At 64.2% G+C, this 16,280-nt stretch carries 11 protein-coding genes; 8 read left to right on the forward strand and 3 right to left on the reverse strand.

Annotated features, from left to right (window positions below):
* The first annotated feature begins 44 nt into the window (after positions 1 to 44).
* From RBA40_RS21780 to RBA40_RS21815, 8 genes are all read left to right on the forward strand, one after another.
* Entirely contained in the window at positions 45 to 1,607 is a 1,563-nt protein-coding gene (locus tag RBA40_RS21780; protein WP_306649886.1) for a POT-type proton-dependent oligopeptide transporter, read from the forward strand.
* A 65-nt stretch (positions 1,608 to 1,672) separates the two neighbouring features.
* Positions 1,673 to 2,134 (forward strand): cache domain-containing protein, encoded by a 462-nt coding sequence (locus RBA40_RS21785; protein WP_306649888.1) that lies wholly within the window; start codon positions 1,673 to 1,675, stop codon positions 2,132 to 2,134.
* 197 nt (positions 2,135 to 2,331) lie between these two features.
* Positions 2,332 to 3,300, forward strand: a complete 969-nt coding sequence (locus RBA40_RS21790; protein WP_306649889.1) for an ABC transporter substrate-binding protein — start codon at positions 2,332 to 2,334, stop codon at positions 3,298 to 3,300.
* 12 nt (positions 3,301 to 3,312) lie between these two features.
* Entirely contained in the window at positions 3,313 to 4,134 is an 822-nt protein-coding gene (locus RBA40_RS21795; protein ID WP_306623993.1) for an ABC transporter permease, read from the forward strand.
* Position 4,135: 1 nt separating this feature from the next.
* Positions 4,136 to 4,933: an ABC transporter ATP-binding protein gene (locus RBA40_RS21800; protein WP_306649891.1), complete on the forward strand. Its 798-nt coding sequence runs from the start codon at positions 4,136 to 4,138 to the stop codon at positions 4,931 to 4,933.
* 45 nt (positions 4,934 to 4,978) lie between these two features.
* The gene (locus RBA40_RS21805) at positions 4,979 to 6,751 is read left to right on the forward strand and encodes a sensor histidine kinase (RefSeq protein ID WP_306649893.1); all 1,773 of its coding nucleotides are present in this window, start codon (positions 4,979 to 4,981) and stop codon (positions 6,749 to 6,751) included.
* Positions 6,748 to 8,079 (forward strand): sigma-54-dependent transcriptional regulator, encoded by a 1,332-nt coding sequence (locus tag RBA40_RS21810; protein WP_374710530.1) that lies wholly within the window; start codon positions 6,748 to 6,750, stop codon positions 8,077 to 8,079. The genes RBA40_RS21805 and RBA40_RS21810 overlap by 4 nt, the downstream gene beginning before the upstream one ends.
* 88 nt (positions 8,080 to 8,167) lie before the next feature.
* Positions 8,168 to 10,924: an alpha-1,6-glucosidase domain-containing protein gene (locus RBA40_RS21815; protein WP_374710532.1), complete on the forward strand. Its 2,757-nt coding sequence runs from the start codon at positions 8,168 to 8,170 to the stop codon at positions 10,922 to 10,924.
* Here RBA40_RS21815 and RBA40_RS21820 read toward each other — a convergent pair whose 3' ends face one another.
* The 3 genes from RBA40_RS21820 to RBA40_RS21830 all read right to left on the reverse strand — a co-directional run bounded on the left by RBA40_RS21820 (position 10,925) and on the right by RBA40_RS21830 (position 16,235).
* Complete coding sequence (locus tag RBA40_RS21820) at positions 10,925 to 12,778, reverse strand: glucokinase (RefSeq protein ID WP_306649894.1); 1,854 nt, start codon at positions 12,776 to 12,778, stop codon at positions 10,925 to 10,927.
* 138 nt (positions 12,779 to 12,916) lie between these two features.
* Complete coding sequence (locus RBA40_RS21825) at positions 12,917 to 14,569, reverse strand: alpha-amylase family glycosyl hydrolase (protein WP_306649895.1); 1,653 nt, start codon at positions 14,567 to 14,569, stop codon at positions 12,917 to 12,919.
* Between the two features lie 34 nt (positions 14,570 to 14,603).
* Positions 14,604 to 16,235: an alpha-D-glucose phosphate-specific phosphoglucomutase gene (locus RBA40_RS21830; RefSeq protein ID WP_306649897.1), complete on the reverse strand. Its 1,632-nt coding sequence runs from the start codon at positions 16,233 to 16,235 to the stop codon at positions 14,604 to 14,606.
* Between the last annotated feature and the right edge of the window lie 45 nt (positions 16,236 to 16,280).

Raw genomic sequence — 16,280 nt, forward strand, 5'->3', positions numbered from 1 at the left:
GAGTACCCATGTCGCAGCTGGATAAAGAAAACGGAAACGGGCCGATGCCCCGTCAGATTCCGTACATCGTGGGCACCGAGGGATGCGAGCGATTCAGTTTTTACGGGATGCGCAACATCCTCACCCCCTTCCTGATCAGCACCCTGCTGCTGTTCATGCCGGTCGCCGACCGCGCCGGCGAAGCCAAGCACGTGTTCCACACCTTCGTCATCGGTGTGTATTTTTTCCCGCTGCTGGGCGGCTGGCTGGCCGACCGCTTTTTCGGAAAATACGACACCATCTTCTGGCTCAGCCTCGTGTACTGCGCGGGCCACGCCTGCCTGGCGGTCTTTGAAGATAGCCTCAAGGGCTTTTACTTCGGCCTGTTCCTGATCGCGCTCGGCTCGGGCGGCATCAAGCCCCTGATCTCGTCGTTCGTGGGCGACCAGTTCGACCAGACCAACAAGAACAAGGCGAAAGTCGTCTACGACGTGTTCTACTGGATGATCAACTTCGGCTCCTTCTTCGCCTCGCTGCTGATGCCGATCTTCCTGCGCGATTACGGGCCTGCCGTCGCTTTCGGCATTCCGGGCGCGCTCATGTTCGTGGCCACGATGGTGTTCTGGCTGGGCCGCAAAAAATACATCCACGTCCCGCCCGCCCCGCCCGATCCGGATTCGTTTACCCGCGTGGCACGCACTGCCCTGCTGGCGCACAAACCCGGGCAGGCCCGCACCGGCCTCGGGGTGGCCCTGTTCGGCGTGGCCGGCGCGGTCGCTTCGCTGGCCATGTCGCCGCAGTGGGGCTTCGTCATCGCCGCCTGTACCGCGCTGGTCCTGCTGCTCGCGTTCGGCGGCATCGGCACCTCGATGCAGCTCGAGCGTGCGCGCGGCCTGCACCCGGACGTTGCGGTCGACGGCGTGCGCGCCGTGCTGCGCATCCTGATCGTGTTCGCGCTGGTGACACCGTTCTTCTCGCTGTTCGACCAGAAGGCGTCGACCTGGATTGTGCAAGCCAATTCGATGATCCCGCCCACCCTCAGCATGTTTGGCCGCGACTTCACGTTCGTGCCAGCCCAGATGCAGGCGCTTAATCCGCTGCTGGTGATGATCCTGATCCCGTTTAACAACCTGGTGCTGTACCCGGCCCTGCGCAAGATGGGCGTCGAACCGACTCCGCTGCGCCGCATGACGACCGGGATCGTGTTCTCGGCGCTGTCGTGGATCGTGATCGGCACCCTGCAAGTGCAGATGGACGGCGGCACGCCAACCTCGATGGCATGGCAGGTCCTGCCTTACGCGCTGCTCACCTTCGGCGAGGTCCTGGTGTCAGCCACCGGCCTCGAATTTGCCTACAGCCAGTCGCCACCATCCATGAAGGGCGTGATCATGGCCTTCTGGTTCCTGGCCACCACCGTGGGCAGCCTGTGGGTCCTGATCGTCAACGCCAGCGTCAAGAACGATGCGGTGGTCGCCAACATCGCCACCAGCGGCTTTAGTGTCATCGCCTTCCAGATGTACTTCTTCGCCGGCTTTGCGTTCGTGGCCGCCGCCGTCTTCGGCTGGTACGCGACACGGTATAAGATGATGGATAACTACCGTTCCGACGCCGCACCGGCCAAGGCGTAAAAACTGGCCGTCTAAAGGCGGGGAAGCTGCCGGCTTCCTCGCCCGACAACGATAGGGGGATCATCATGCGTAAATTGTTCCAGATAGCGTTAATGTGCTGCGCCGCCGTGTTTTGCACCAGCACTGTCGCCGCCAGCGACCATGGCAGTGCCGAGGAAGCCAAGGCACTGGTGCAGAAGGTGATCGCCTACATGAAAGCGAATGGCCGCGAAAAAACCATCGCCGAGATCAACGACATGCAAAGCACGCGCTTTCGCGACCGCGACCTGTACGTAACCATTAACGACATGACCATGAAGAACCTGGCGCATGGCGCCAACGCCAAGATGCAGGGCAAGGACCTGATTGACCTCAAGGACGCAGACGGCAAGTCGTTCATGCGCGAGCGCCTCGACCTGGTCAAAGCCAAGGGCAAAGGCTGGCAAGATTACAAATTCGTCAACCCGGTCACCAAGCAGATCGAACCGAAGTCGATGTACTTCGAAAAATACGAAGACCTGATCATCAACTGCGGCATCTACAAGTAAGTACGCACTGCGGGCGCCGCAGCCGTGGCGCCCATCCCCTCCCGCGCGGTTTTCCGCACGCCGCAGTGTCCCCGTTCCGGATTTTCGCCAGTTTTCGTCCGTCTCCTTGCCGCTGTGCCCCTGCGGGCAGCGCCAGCGCCGCTGGCACGAAAGATGCAATAGACATGGTGTAGCTAAACCATAACGGAGACGAAAAAATGAAAACCATCCACCACCTGATCCTGGCGGCAGCCGCCCTGTCCGCGTCCGCGCAGGCAGCCGACAATGTCGTCAGGCTCGGCAACCTCAAATTCGCCCACTACGGCGCCGTCTCGTACATCAAGGAGATCGCGCCCAAGTGCGGCATCAAGGTGGAAGAGAACATGTTCGCCAAAGGCCCCGACGTGATGCAGGCGATCCTGTCGGGAGACCTCGACGTCGGCGCCACCGCATCGGAAGCGGCCATTTCAGGCCGCGCCAATGGCGCTCCCATTTACATCGTGGCCGGTTTCGCTAAAGGTGGCGCGCGCCTGGTCGCGCGCCCCGACGGCGGCATCAAGTCGGTCAAGGACCTCAAGGGCAAGAAGGTCGGCGTGACGCGCGGCGGCATCCATGAAGTGCTGCTGTACGCGCAACTGGCCAAGCATGGCCTGAGCTGGTCCGATTCGGCCGGCAAGGACGTGCATGTCATTTACCTCGCGTTCGCGGATCTGAACCAGGCGCTGCTCGGCAAGAACCTCGATGCGATCATGCAAAGCGAACCGCAATCGTCTCAAGCGATCAACAAGGGCTTCGGCATGGAAGTGATGAAACCCTACGACACCCCGATCGGCGAGCCGGTACGCACGCTCGTCATGAGCGAAAAATTCTACAAGGAGAACCGCGCCACGGCGGCCAAGTTCATGAGCTGCTTCGTGCAGGCCACCAAGCTGTTCATCGAGAACAAGGCGGCCGGCGAAAAATATGTGCGCGAATCGATGTTCAAGAACCAGATCACCAAGGACGATTTCGAGGACGCGATCGCCAACTCGCCCTACACCTACGACGTCAGCATCGAGCATATCCAGACCACCACCGACGTGATGGCCAGAACCGGTACCGGCAAGATGCGTACGCCGCCGCTCGCTAAGGACTGGGTCAAGACCGACCTGCTCGATCAGGCCAAGAAGTCCCTGTCCGTCCAGTAAGCGGAGGCCTTCATGACTCAAGCTACATGGCGCGAAAGCGCCGTTGGATTCGTCGTACCTGTCGTCATCATCGCCTTGTGGCAGGCCGGGGCGATGCTGGGGGTGATCAACCCGCAGGTGCTGCCATCGCCATGGGCGGTGCTGCTCAAGTGGATCGAGTATGCGCTGCCGTTGAGCGCCTACGATCCGGCCGCCGGCTCGCGCCTGGCGTGGATGTTCTCCGGCGAGCTGCTGATCGACACCATGGGCAGCATGTACCGCGTGGTGGTCGGCTTCGTCATCGGCGCCGGGCTGGCCCTGCCGCTCGGGCTGGCGATGGGATCGAGCCGCACCATGTACGCGTGGCTCAATCCCCTGATGCAGGTGCTGCGCCCGATTCCGCCGATTGCCTATATTCCGCTGGCGATCCTGTGGTTCGGCCTTGGCAATGCGCCGGCCGTGTTCCTGATCGCCATCGGCGCGTTCTTCCCGGTGCTGATGAATACCATCGCCGGGGTGCGCCAGGTCGACAGCATCTACATCCGTGCCGCGCGTAATCTGGGCGCCAGCCAGAGCACCATGTTCCTGCGTGTGATGCTGCCGGCCGCCGTGCCGTACATTCTTTCCGGCGTGCGGATCGGGATCGGTACCGCGTTCATCGTCGTCATCGTCTCCGAGATGATCGCCGTGAACAACGGGCTGGGCTTTCGCATTCTCGAAGCGCGCGAATACTTCTGGTCCGACAAAATCGTCGCCGGCATGATCAGCATCGGCCTTTTGGGCCTGGGCATCGACATCGCCATGAATAAACTGAACAACCATTTGCTGCGCTGGCACCGTGGCCTGGAGAGCTGACATGACTTCCTCCCATATCGACGTTGCGAACGTCAGCAAGATATTCAACGCCGGCGAGCGCGAAGTGACCGCCCTGCGCGACATCAACCTGCATATCCCCGACGGCCAGTTCGTCTGTCTGCTGGGGCCCTCGGGATGCGGAAAATCGACCCTGCTCAATGCCATCGCCGGCTTTTCGCTGCCATCGACCGGCGACATCCACGCCAATGGCGTGCGCGTGACCGCCCCCGGCCCGGACCGGGGCATGGTGTTCCAGGAGTACGCCCTGTTCCCCTGGATGACGGTCGAAAAGAACATCGGCTTCGGCCTCGGGATCAAGGGCATGGAAGCGGGGGCAATCGACCAGCGCGTCGGTGCCCTGCTGGAGATGCTGTCGCTGTCGGATTTCCGGCATCGCTTTCCCAAGGACCTGTCGGGCGGCATGCGCCAGCGCGTGGCGATCGCGCGCGTGCTGGCGCTCGACTCGCCCATCATGCTGATGGACGAACCGTTCGGTGCGCTCGACGCCCTCACCCGGCGCAACCTGCAGGACGAGCTTCTGCGCATCTGGGCCGACCTGAAAAAGACCATCGTGTTCGTCACCCACAGCATCGAAGAGGCGATCTACCTGGCCGACCGCATCATCGTGATGACCTACCGGCCGGGCACCGTCAAGCGCGACATCATCGTCGAACTGCCGCGCATGCGCGATCCGTCGTCGGCAGCCTTCAATGAACTCAAGCGCGAGCTGGGGGCACTCGTGATGGAAGAGCAGCAGCGCCATCACAACGATGAAATAAGGATGGCGGCTGTCGACTGAGCGTGCGCGTGCAGTAGAATCGAGGCCACTCTCCGTGGGCCGACCATGCACGTAAAACGACAACTCGCCTGGCTCCTCGCGCTGCTCGTCAGCGCGGGGCTGATTGCGGGCGCCTATCACTGGGCGGCGCGCCAGGGCGGCGCCGACGAACTCGAACGCGGCGCGCGCCAGCTGCAGCTGATGGCGCCCGAACTGGAATCGGCGCTCGACAAGTTCGAAACCCTGCCCTACGTCGTCGGCCTGCAGGAAAACGTGGCCGCGCTGCTCGCCCATCCCGGCGAGCGCGCGCGCATCGACCAGGTCAACCGCAGCTTCACGGCGATCGCCCGCCAGTCCAGAGTGGGCGCCATTTACCTGATGGACCGCGCCGGCAACACGATCGCCGCCAGCAACTGGGATTTGCCGCTCACCTTCGTGGGCAGGAACTTCGGCTACCGTCCGTATTTTCGCGAAGCGCTGGCCGGGCGCGCCGGGCGCTTTTACGGCATCGGCAGCACCACCAGCGAACCCGGTTACTTCATCGCCCAGCCGGTGATGACTGGTGCCACCGTAAGCGGCGTGGTCGCGGTCAAGATCAGCCTCGACGAATTTGAACGCAACTGGGCCGGCGCCGAAGACACCATCGTGCTGGCCGACCGTGCCGACGTAGTGTTCCTGTCCAACCGGCCGCAATGGAAGTACCGCAGCCTGCACCCCCTGAGCGCCGCCACCCAGCGCGAGCTGGCCAGCACCGACCAATACGCGCGCCGCACCATCACCCCCATCGAGGGGCAGCCGGTGCCTCATGCAGCGCGCAAGACGGGCCCCCTGGGATGGCAGCTGATGCTGTTCCCCGCGCCGGGCCGGGTGCAGCGCGTGGCGGCCCTGTGGGCGCTGGCAGCCGCCCTGGTCGCGGCCAGTGCCATCGTCGCCGCCTGGGCCATATACCAGCGCCGCCGCCGGCTCGAAGAGCGCCAGGCCGCCAACGCGGCGTTGCAGCGCGCGGCCGGCGAACTCGATGTGAAACTGGCCGAGCGCACCGCGCTGCTGCGCCAGGCCAACGACGACCTGGAAGCGCGTTACGCCACCCTGAAACAAACCGAACATGTGCTGCGCTCGACCCAGGACCAGCTGGTCCAGGCAGGCAAGCTCGCGATGCTGGGACAGATGGCGGCCGGCGTCACGCATGAACTGAACCAGCCGCTGGCCGCGATCCGTGCGTTTGCCGACAACGCGCGCACCTTTCTCGAACGCGGGCAGCAAGCGCAGGCCAGCGCCAACCTGACCCACATCAGCGACGCCAGCGCGCGCATGGGCGCCATCATCGGCCAGTTGAAGGGCTTCGCGCGGCGCAGCGACGCCGTGGCGACGGTCGACATCGCCCAGTCCCTCGCCGCCTCGGCATTTTTGCTGCAGGGCGAATTCAAACGTTTGGGCGTCGCGCTGGCGCTGCCGCCGCCCGTTCCCCTGCTGATCACCGGCGACGCCGTGCGCATCGAGCAGGTGTTCATCAACCTGCTGCGCAATGCGCTCGACGCTGTCGACGACGCAGCCGTACGTGAAGTGTCGGTCACGCTCGCGCAGCAAGATGGCTACGCCGTGGTATGCATCGCCGACAGCGGTCCGGGCATGTCCGACAACGTGGCTGCCCACCTGTTCGAGCCATTTTTTACCACCAAACCATCGGGCAAGGGCCTCGGGCTCGGGCTCGCGATATCATCATCGATCGTGCAAGCCATGAACGGGCGGCTCGAAGGCAGCAACCGCCCCGGCGGCGGCGCCCAGTTCGAGGTGCGCCTGCCGCTGCCGGGCGGGGAAAACGACGAGGGGAATGAATGAAAACCATGCAAGCCATCCTGGTGGAAGACGAAGCGCCGCTGCGCCTGGCCACCACCCAGACCCTGGAACTGGAAGGTTTCGACGTGCGCGCCTTCGCCAGCGCCGAAGAAGCCGAAGCGGCGCTGGACGCGGCTTTTGATGGCGTGATCGTCAGCGATGTCCGGCTGCCCGGACGCTCCGGCCTCGACCTGCTCGCGCAAGTTGTGGCGCTGGACGCGGAACTGCCGATGATCATGGTCACCGGCCATGGCGATGTGGCGATGGCGGTCGGCGCCATGCGTGCTGGCGCATACGACTTCATCGAAAAACCGTTCGGCGCCGAACGCCTGTTAGATGCGGTCCGGCGCGCGCAGGAGCGGCGCAGCCTGGTGCTGGAAAACCGCCGCCTCAAGACCGCGTGGGCGCTGCATCCGGATACGCCGCAGCTGGTGGGACACTCCGACGCCATCGAACGGCTCAAGGTTTTGGTGCGCAATATCGCACCGGCCGGCGTGGACATTCTGATCAACGGCCAGACCGGCACCGGCAAGGAAGTCGTCGCGCGCCTGATCCACGCGGCCAGCGCGCGCAAGGGCAATTTTGTCGCGATCAATTGCGGCGCCCTGCCCGAATCGGTGTTCGAGAGCGAGATGTTCGGCCACGAGGCCGGTTCGTTTACAGGCGCGCACAAACGCCGCATCGGCAAGCTGGAATACGCCAACGGCGGCACCCTGTTCCTCGACGAGATCGAGAGCATGCCGATGGCGCTGCAGGTCAAGCTGCTGCGGGTGCTGCAGGAACGCCGGCTCGAGCGGCTGGGCGGCAACGAGGCGATTGCGGTGAACTTTCGCATCATCGCGGCCAGCAAGGCCGACCTGCTCGAACTGAGCGCAGAGGGGCGCTTTCGCGAAGATCTGTATTACCGCATCGGCGTGGCCACCATCGACCTGCCGCGCCTGAACGAACGGCGCGACGACATCGCGCCGCTGATGGCGCACTTCACGCAGGATGCGGCGCAGCGCTACGGGCGGCCGGTGCCGCAGTGGAGCAGCCAGCAAATGAGCCAGTGGCAGGCGGCGGAGTGGCCGGGCAATGTGCGTGAGCTGCGTAACTTCGCCGAGCGGCTGGTGCTGGGCATCGTCGCGGCGCCGGCGCCAGTCGCGGTTGCCGCGCCCGGCGCGGCCTTGAGCCTGCCGCAGCAACTCGACGCCTATGAGCGCGAGCTGATCGCCAATGCGCTCGACGCGGTGGACGGCAACGTGTCGACCGCCGCCGACCAACTCGGCGTGCCGCGCAAAACCCTGTACGACAAGCTCAAAAAATATCAGCTGGCACCCGGGAAAAAGTAGTCTGAATATGTAATTTCACTACAAAGTCGCCGATAATATGCAAAAATCGGGGGCTTGGACGAAATCGTGGTGTAGCAAAGATACCTCGATGTCCTGGCACTTCTACAACGACGACACCGGACGCCAGATGACCTTTTCACTTTTCAGGGCCGCAGTCCTCGCCGGCGCGAGCGCATCGGCGTCGGCCGCGCAGATGGCGGCGGTGTGCGACAGCGGCGCGTTTCAAACGATCGTGCAGCCGTCGCCCGGCAGCATCGATGCACGCGCTGTCTGGCTCGACCGGCGCCTTGCGCAATGGCCCGGCGTGGAGAACGCGGGGCGATTCAAACTCTATCACTCGCCCGACGGCACCATCGTCGCGCCGGCCGGCGGCACGGTCACCGGTGCATCAGGCGCGCTGTCGCTCGCTGCTTTCAGCGGCGCCCTGGCACCGGACGTGGCGCAGCGCTTCAGGTACGTCGGCAAGGGCGTGATGCTGGCCGTGGCGGCATCCGGTCTGGCGCGCCTGCCCGACCTGCACCGTCAGCAGCTGGTACTGGTGCAGGAGGACGCCGCAGGAAAAGTGCGCGCGGCGGCAAGGCTGCAGGCGGCGGGCGCGCTCGACGATCTTTACGCGGCCGCGGAATCGGCGAGCGATCTCGGTGCCATCCCTGCGCGCCGGGGCACCACATTCAAGCTGTGGGCGCCGACTGCCCGTCAGGTATCCGTCTGCACCTATGACAGCAGCAGCGGGCGTGCGAAAGCGATCGATACGATGCGGTTCGACCGCGCGACCGGCATCTGGAGCGCCACGCGAAAAGGCGACCTGTCCGGCAAATACTACAAATACGCGGTCGACGTGGTGGCCGATGGCACGGGCCTGGTGCGCAACATGGTGACCGACCCGTATTCGGTCAGCCTGACCACCGACTCGAAACGCAGCTACATCGCCACCCTGGCCTCGCCGCGACTCAAGCCGGCCGGCTGGGACAAGTCGGCGCCACCGGCGACAGTCACGGCGCAGACCGACATGGTCGTCTACGAGCTGCACGTGCGTGATTTTTCAATCAACGACGCGACCGTGCCGGCGGCCAGGCGCGGCAAGTACGCCGCCTTTTCCCAGACCGATTCAAACGGCATGAAGCACTTGGCCGCCCTTGCCCGCGCCGGCATGACCGATGTGCACCTGCTGCCGGTGTACGACATCGCCACCATTCCGGAACGCGGCTGCGCGCAGCCGGCGCCCACTGGCGCGGCGGACAGCGAAGCGCAGCAGGCGCTGATCAGGCAGACAGCGGCGGCCGATTGCTTCAACTGGGGCTACGATCCGTATCACTACAACGCGCCGGAAGGCAGCTACGCCAGCGATGCGGCTGATGGGGCCACACGCATCGTCGAATTGCGCGGCATGGTCATGAACCTGCACCGGGCCGGCCTGCGGGTCGGCATGGACGTGGTGTACAACCACACCTTTGCCTCCGGCCAGAAGGAAAAATCGGTCCTCGACCGCATCGTACCCGGTTACTACCACCGCCTGAACGCGGCTGGTGCCGTCGAGCAATCGACCTGCTGCGACAATACCGCGACCGAAAACCGCATGATGGCCAAACTCATGATCGACTCGGCTGCCTTGTGGGCACGCGAGTACAAGATCGACTCGTTCCGTTTCGACCTGATGGGCCACCAGCCGCGCGCGGCGATGGAACAGTTGCAGGCGCGCGTGAACGCGGCGGCGGGCCGCCATGTACAGCTGATCGGCGAAGGCTGGAACTTCGGCGAGGTGGCCGATGGCGCGCGCTTCGTGCAGGCGTCGCAATTGTCGCTCAACGGCAGCGGCATCGGCACCTTCAGCGACCGCGCGCGCGACCATGTACGCGGCGGCTCGGCGGCCGATGGCGGGGCGGACATGATCCGGCGCCAGGGCTACATCAACGGTCTGGTGTACGACCCGAATGCGCTGGCCGGCGAACGGGCGCCGGCGGACCTGATGCAGGCGGCCGACATGGTGCGCGTTGGGCTGGCCGGTTCGGTGCGCAGCTATGCCATGACGACCTGGAAGGACAGCACGTTGGCGTTGGAGGCCATCGACTACAACGGCCAGCCGGCCGGATACGCCAGCGAGCCCGGCGAAGCGGTCAACTACGTCGAAAATCACGACAACCAGACGCTGTACGACATGAACGTGTTCAAGCTGCCGCTGGCGACATCAGGTGCCGAGCGCGCCCGGGTGCAGATACTGGGCGCGGCGATCAACGCGTTCAGCCAGGGTGTGGCCTACTTTCATGCCGGGATCGACACCTTGCGCTCGAAATCGATGGACCGCAACAGCTTCAATTCAGGCGACTGGTTCAACCGCATCGACTGGACTTACCAGGACAATTACTTCGGCACCGGTGCACCGCCGGCCGACGACAACGCCAAGGACTACGCGCTGATCAAACCCTTGCTGGCCAATGCCGCGCTCAAGCCGGCGCCGGCCGATATCGCATTCACCCGCGATGCGTTTCGCGACCTGCTGAAAATCAGGGCCAGCTCCACGCTGTTCCGCATGCGCAGCGCGCGGGACATCGGGCAGCGCCTGCGCTTCTACAACACCGGGTCGAAGCAGGTTCCCACCGTAATCGCTGCGCACGTCGTCGGCACGGGCTACGCCGGCGCCGGCTTTGAGGGCGTGACGTACTTCATCAATGTGGACAAGGTGGCGCACACGCTCGATGTGGCCGAGATGCGCGGCAGGCGCCTGCGCCTGCATCCAGTGCATACGGCGCCGGCCGCAGCCGACCAGCGCGCCGCGGCAAGCACGTTCGACAGCGCGACGGGACGTTTTACCATCCCCGCGCGCACCGCCGTCGTGTTCGTGGAGTGATCAGATATCGAGGTGCGAGATGAGAGAGCGCTTTTTCTCGTGATCCGCCGGATCGTCGCCCTGCGCGCCGAGCGAAATGCCGACCGACAGAATATCGATCAGCAGCAGCTGCAGCACGCGCGAGATCATCGACAGGAAGCTCGTGCTGTCTTCGCTGTGATCGACCGCGAGGCAAATGGTCGCCCGTTTCGCCAGCGCCGATTTGCTGCTGGTAATCGCAATGACGTCGGCGCCCGTCGCGCGTGCCGCATCCACAGCCGCCAACAGCTCCGGCAGCTGGCCCGAGGTGGAAATGGCGATCACCACGTCCCCCGGCTTGAGCAGTTCGGCGGCCAGCGTGAACAGGTGCGAGTCGCCGTACGACGAGGTGGGAATGCGGAAGCGGAAGAATTTGTGCTGGCCGTCCAGCGCCACCACGCGTGAATTGCCCATCGCGTAGAACTCCACCCGGTTGGCCTTGCGCAGCAGCGCGATGGCGCGGTCAATCGACACCACGTCGAGCTGGTCGCGAAATTTCAGAATCGCCGACACGGTATTGTCGATCACCTTGGCCGACAGGTCGTGCGTGCTATCGGATACCCGCACCTGGCTGTGGCGCACGGGGATGGTGCCGGTCAGGCTGCTTGCGAACTTGAGCTTGAAGTCGGCAAGGCCCAGAAAGCCCAGCGAGCGGCAGAATCGGATCACGGTCGGCTGGCTGACGTCGGCCAGGCGCGCGATCTCCGCAATCGGTTCGCCCAGGACCTTGCGCGGGTGTTCAAGCACCAGGGTAGCGACGCGCTGTTCGGCCGGCGACAGTTCGTGCTGGAGATGCTGCACGCGCTCCATCAGCGTATTGGCGCCGCTGCGCCCGCGCAGGTGTTCGGACAGGATCGTCGCCACGCCGATGAAGGCCGGGTTGGGAATCATGATGACGTAGGTCGGGATCTGGCCGAGATAGGACGTGAAGCGGCCCTTGGCCTCGAAGCGCGCGCGGAACGTCGATGTGGCGAACCACTCGCCCATGCGCGGCACGATGCCGCCGCCGATAAAGATGCCCCCGAAGGCACCGAGCGTGACGGCCAGGTTGGCGGCCGCGCCGCCAAGCATGCCGCAGAAGCAGTCGAGCACCTCGAGACAGAGTGCGTCGTTGTCCTCCAACGCGCCGGTGATGATCTCGGGCGAGGTGCGTGGCGTGGCCTGCACACCGTTGCGCTGGGCCAGCGCGCGGTAGATCAGTTCCATACCGGGGCCGGAAATCAGGCGCTCATTCGAGACGTGCGACCATTCGTTCCATGCGTATTGCAGGATCGCGAATTCGCGCTCGTCGGCCGGGGCGAAATTGACGTGACCACCTTCGCTGCCAAGGGTGACGAAGCCGTCGACCGTCGGGATCATGCCGGATACGCCAAGGCCGGTGCCCGGTCCAACTACCCCGATAACGGCATTCGTTGCCGGCGATCCGCCGCCAACCTGCATCAGATCGTCGCCCGACAAGCCGGGCAGCGACATCGCCAGGGCGGTGAAGTCGTTCACGATCAGCAGGGTATTGAGGCCCAGTTCGCGGCGCACTTCATCGGTCGAGAATTGCCAGTCGCGGTTGGTCATGCGGATCATGTCGCCGCTGATCGGGTTCGCGAGGGCGAAGGCAGCGTGATTGATGCGGATGCCGGTGTGATCGGCGAGATAGGTATGGAGCAGCGGGACAATGCCGGAGAAGTCGTCGCACTTGAGCACGCGCACCGAGCGCAGCACGCCGGGCGCGGTTTCGAGGGCAAAGCGCGCGTGGGTCGCGCCGATATCGGCCAGCAGGCGCGGGCCATCGGCATAGGCGGTACGGCTGTACTTTTGTTCTGAATCGTGTTCTTTGGTCATCGCGGTCGCTTGGGACAGTTCGGGCAGTTCGCGCGTAGCATACCCTATTGTATGAAATGTATGAAATGGTCCATGGTCACGCTGGATGTAAAGCTGGTTAGATCCGACGGTGGATAACTTGGAGTTGCCCTTAGGTGCTTAGTTCGCGATCAGCACGATCCCGTTCTTCGTGTGGAAATCGACCTTCCCGCCCGCCACCACGGCCTTCTTGCCCGAGTAGTAATCCGTCACCGACTCGCCATCCCTGAAAATCGGCCCCACCACAATCGGCGTCGACTTGTCGGTCGGCAGATCGAGCGCCACCACGACCCGGTCCTTCTCGTATGTGCGCGCAAACGTGTACGGGGTCGTTTGCAGCTTGCGATGCTCGCCCGCGCCCACCGCAGGATGCGCCTGGCGGAAGCGGCCGATCAGGCCCCAGTGCTTGCGCACATCGGCGATACGGTAGCCGTCTCGCTGGGCGTTGCTGGCCAGTTCCTCCCAATTCATGAAGGAGCGCAGCACCGCGTCGCCCTTCGCACCGTCGTGCGTGAGCAGGCGCGCGGTCTCGTCGCCGTAATAAATCTGCGCCGCGCCAGGCGAGAGCAGCAGCTTCACCGCCGAGTCGAAAGGACGCGCACGCGCCGGATCGAACGGCGCCCCATCGTCGTGCGAACTCAGATAATTAATCACCGAGTAACCGCGCAGCGGCCCGCCCAGCAGCGCGGCATAACGGCCGAACATGGCGTCGTAGCCGCCCTTGGCGTCCGACGTCATGCTGAAATTGATCACGCTGTCGAAACCATTGTCGTAGAAATCAACGAAAGTCTCGCCACCCATGTCGAACTGGTGCGCGTGGCGCAGCGAGTAGTTGTAGACTTCGGCCGTCATGTAGAACTTGGCATCGCCCAGCCGCTTGGCCGGGTTCTCGCGCTTCCAGTCCTCGAACGCCTTGCTGGCGACTTTCTTCAGGTCCTTCCACACGCGCGGCTCGACGTGCTTGGCGGTGTCGGCCCGGAAGCCGTCGAAGCCATATTTGCGCACCCAGTCCGCGTGCCATTTCATCAGATAGTAACGCGGCGCGCGCGGGTAGCCGGTCTCTTTGAAAAAGGCATCGAGCGAGGCGACTTCACGATCGTAGCGCTTCTCTTCCTTCCACTTGGCCACCAGCGCCGGCGGCAGCGCGACGGGCCGGTCGACATCGGTGCGCAAGTCCGGCAGGTTCTTCACCAGCGTGCAGTCGACCGTGGTGCGGGCATCCTTGAAGGCGCACACCGGTGCGGTGCGCACCCATTCCTTGGGCCACACAGGATCAAGCGCCGTGACCGGGCCGGTGTGGTTCATCACCACGTCGAGCAGCACGCGGATACCGTTGGCGTGCGCGGTGTCGACCAGTTCCTGCAGGTCCGCTTCGGTACCGAGGTTGGCGTCGATGCTGGTGAAGTCGCGCGCCCAGTAGCCATGAAAGCCGTACGATTTGCCGGTGCCTTCATCGGTGCCAGCATGAATCTGCTCGACCGGCGGCGTGATCCAGATCACATCGACGCCCAGCTCCTTGAAATAGCCTTCCTTGATCTTCGCGGTCACGCCGGCCAGGTCGCCGCCCATGTAGCCACGCAGCGGCGCGGCATCGGCCTTGCGCCCGTACGCCAGGTCGTTGGCCTTGTTGGCGTTGTTGAAGCGGTCCGTCAACAGGAAATACACAGTCGCGTTTTCCCACACAAACGGGGTGCGCGCCACCGGCGGGGCGGCACTGACGTGGGCAGCGCCGAAAGTGAGCGCCAGTGAAACTGCAAGTGCGGAAAATTTCATGTATTCCCTGTTGGCTGATTGTTAAAGTGGTTTGTCAGGTCGTGACCGTCGGCCGGTCGCGCCCCGTACGCTGGTGCAAGCCGGCCAGGCGGTCGGCGATGGTGGCCAGGCCGGCCAGCGCTTCCTGCGCCGGAATGTCGTGCATGGCCATGTCACGCTCGTAGCGTTCGAGGTAAAGTCGGATGGTGGCGCCTTCGGTTCCGGTGCCGGACAGGCGGAACACGATGCGCGAGCCATCGGTCATCACGATGCGCACGCCCTGCTTGCTCGCGATGCTGCCGTCGACCGGGTCCTTGTAAACAAAATCATCGGCGAAATCGACAGTGTAGCCGTCGATGACCTGGCCGGCCAGTGCCGGCAGTTGCTCGCGCAGGTGCGCCATCAAGCCTTCCGCAGCGCTGGACTCGACCGCTTCGTAATCGTGGCGCGAGTAGTAATTACGGCCGAAACGCGCCCAGTGCTCGCGCACCAGCGTATCGACGGATTTGCCGCTGGCCGCCAGCAGGTTAAGCCAGAACAGCACGGCCCACAAGCCATCCTTTTCGCGGATATGGTCCGAGCCGGTGCCGTAGCTCTCTTCGCCGCAAAGCGTCACCATGCCGGCATCCATCAGGTTGCCGAAGTATTTCCAGCCGGTCGGGGTTTCGTAGCACGGCACCTTGAGCGCCGCCGCCACCCGGTCCGGCGCGGTGGAGGTGGGCATGGAGCGGGCGATGCCCTTGATGCCGCCACGGTAGCCCGGTGCCACAGCCGCATTGGCCGCGATGATGGCCAGGCTGTCGGACGGTGTCACGGCAATGCCGCGCCCGACGATCATGTTGCGGTCGGCGTCACCGTCCGACGCGGCGCCGAAATCCGGTGCGCTTGCTGCGGACATGAGCGCAATCAGTTCGGCCGCATTGACGGGATTCGGATCGGGATGGTGGCCGCCGAAGTCTTCCAGCGGTTCGCCGTTGATGACGGTGCCGCGCGGCGCCCCAAGCAAGCCTTCGAGGATGGCGTGCGCATACGGGCCCGCGACGGCATGCATGCCGTCGAAACGCATCGTGAAGCCGCCTGAGAACAGGGCCTTGATGGCGCCGAAATCGAACAGGTCGGCCATCAGCGCCGCGTAGTCGGCCACCGGGTCGATGACTTCAACGTCCATCTGCTCGATGCGCGCGCTGCCGATGACATCGAGATCGAGATTGGCGGCGTCGCTGATGCGGTATTGGCTCAGGACCTGCGTATGGCTGTAGATGGCGTCAGTGATTTTTTCAGGAGCGGGGCCGCCGTTGGCGATGTTGTACTTGATGCCGAAGTCGCCATCGGGTCCGCCCGGATTGTGGCTGGCCGAGAGCACGATGCCGCCCGAGGCGGCGCGCTTCCTCACCACGCAGCTCAGCGCCGGCGTGGACAAAATGCCGCCCTGCCCCACCAGCACCTTGGCAAAGCCGTGCGCCGCCGCCATGCGCAGGATGACCTCGATCGCGTGGCGGTTGAAATAGCGCCCGTCGCCGCCGACGACCAGGGTCTGGCCGGCGCAGTCGCCCAGGGTGTTGAAGATCGACTGCACGAAATTTTCAAGGTAAGCGGGTTGCTGGAACTCGCTGACCTTCTTGCGCAAGCCGGAGGTGCCCGGGCGCTGTCCGGCAAAAGCCGTGGTGTTTACTGTGTGGATGGTCATTTTTACTCCTGTCTATTAACAATAAGATACGACAGGTAGGAAAAT

Origin of the sequence: Massilia pseudoviolaceinigra (assembly GCF_030846505.1) — a bacterium.
In the GTDB taxonomy this organism is placed as follows: Bacteria; Pseudomonadota; Gammaproteobacteria; order Burkholderiales; family Burkholderiaceae_D; genus Telluria_A; species Telluria_A violaceinigra.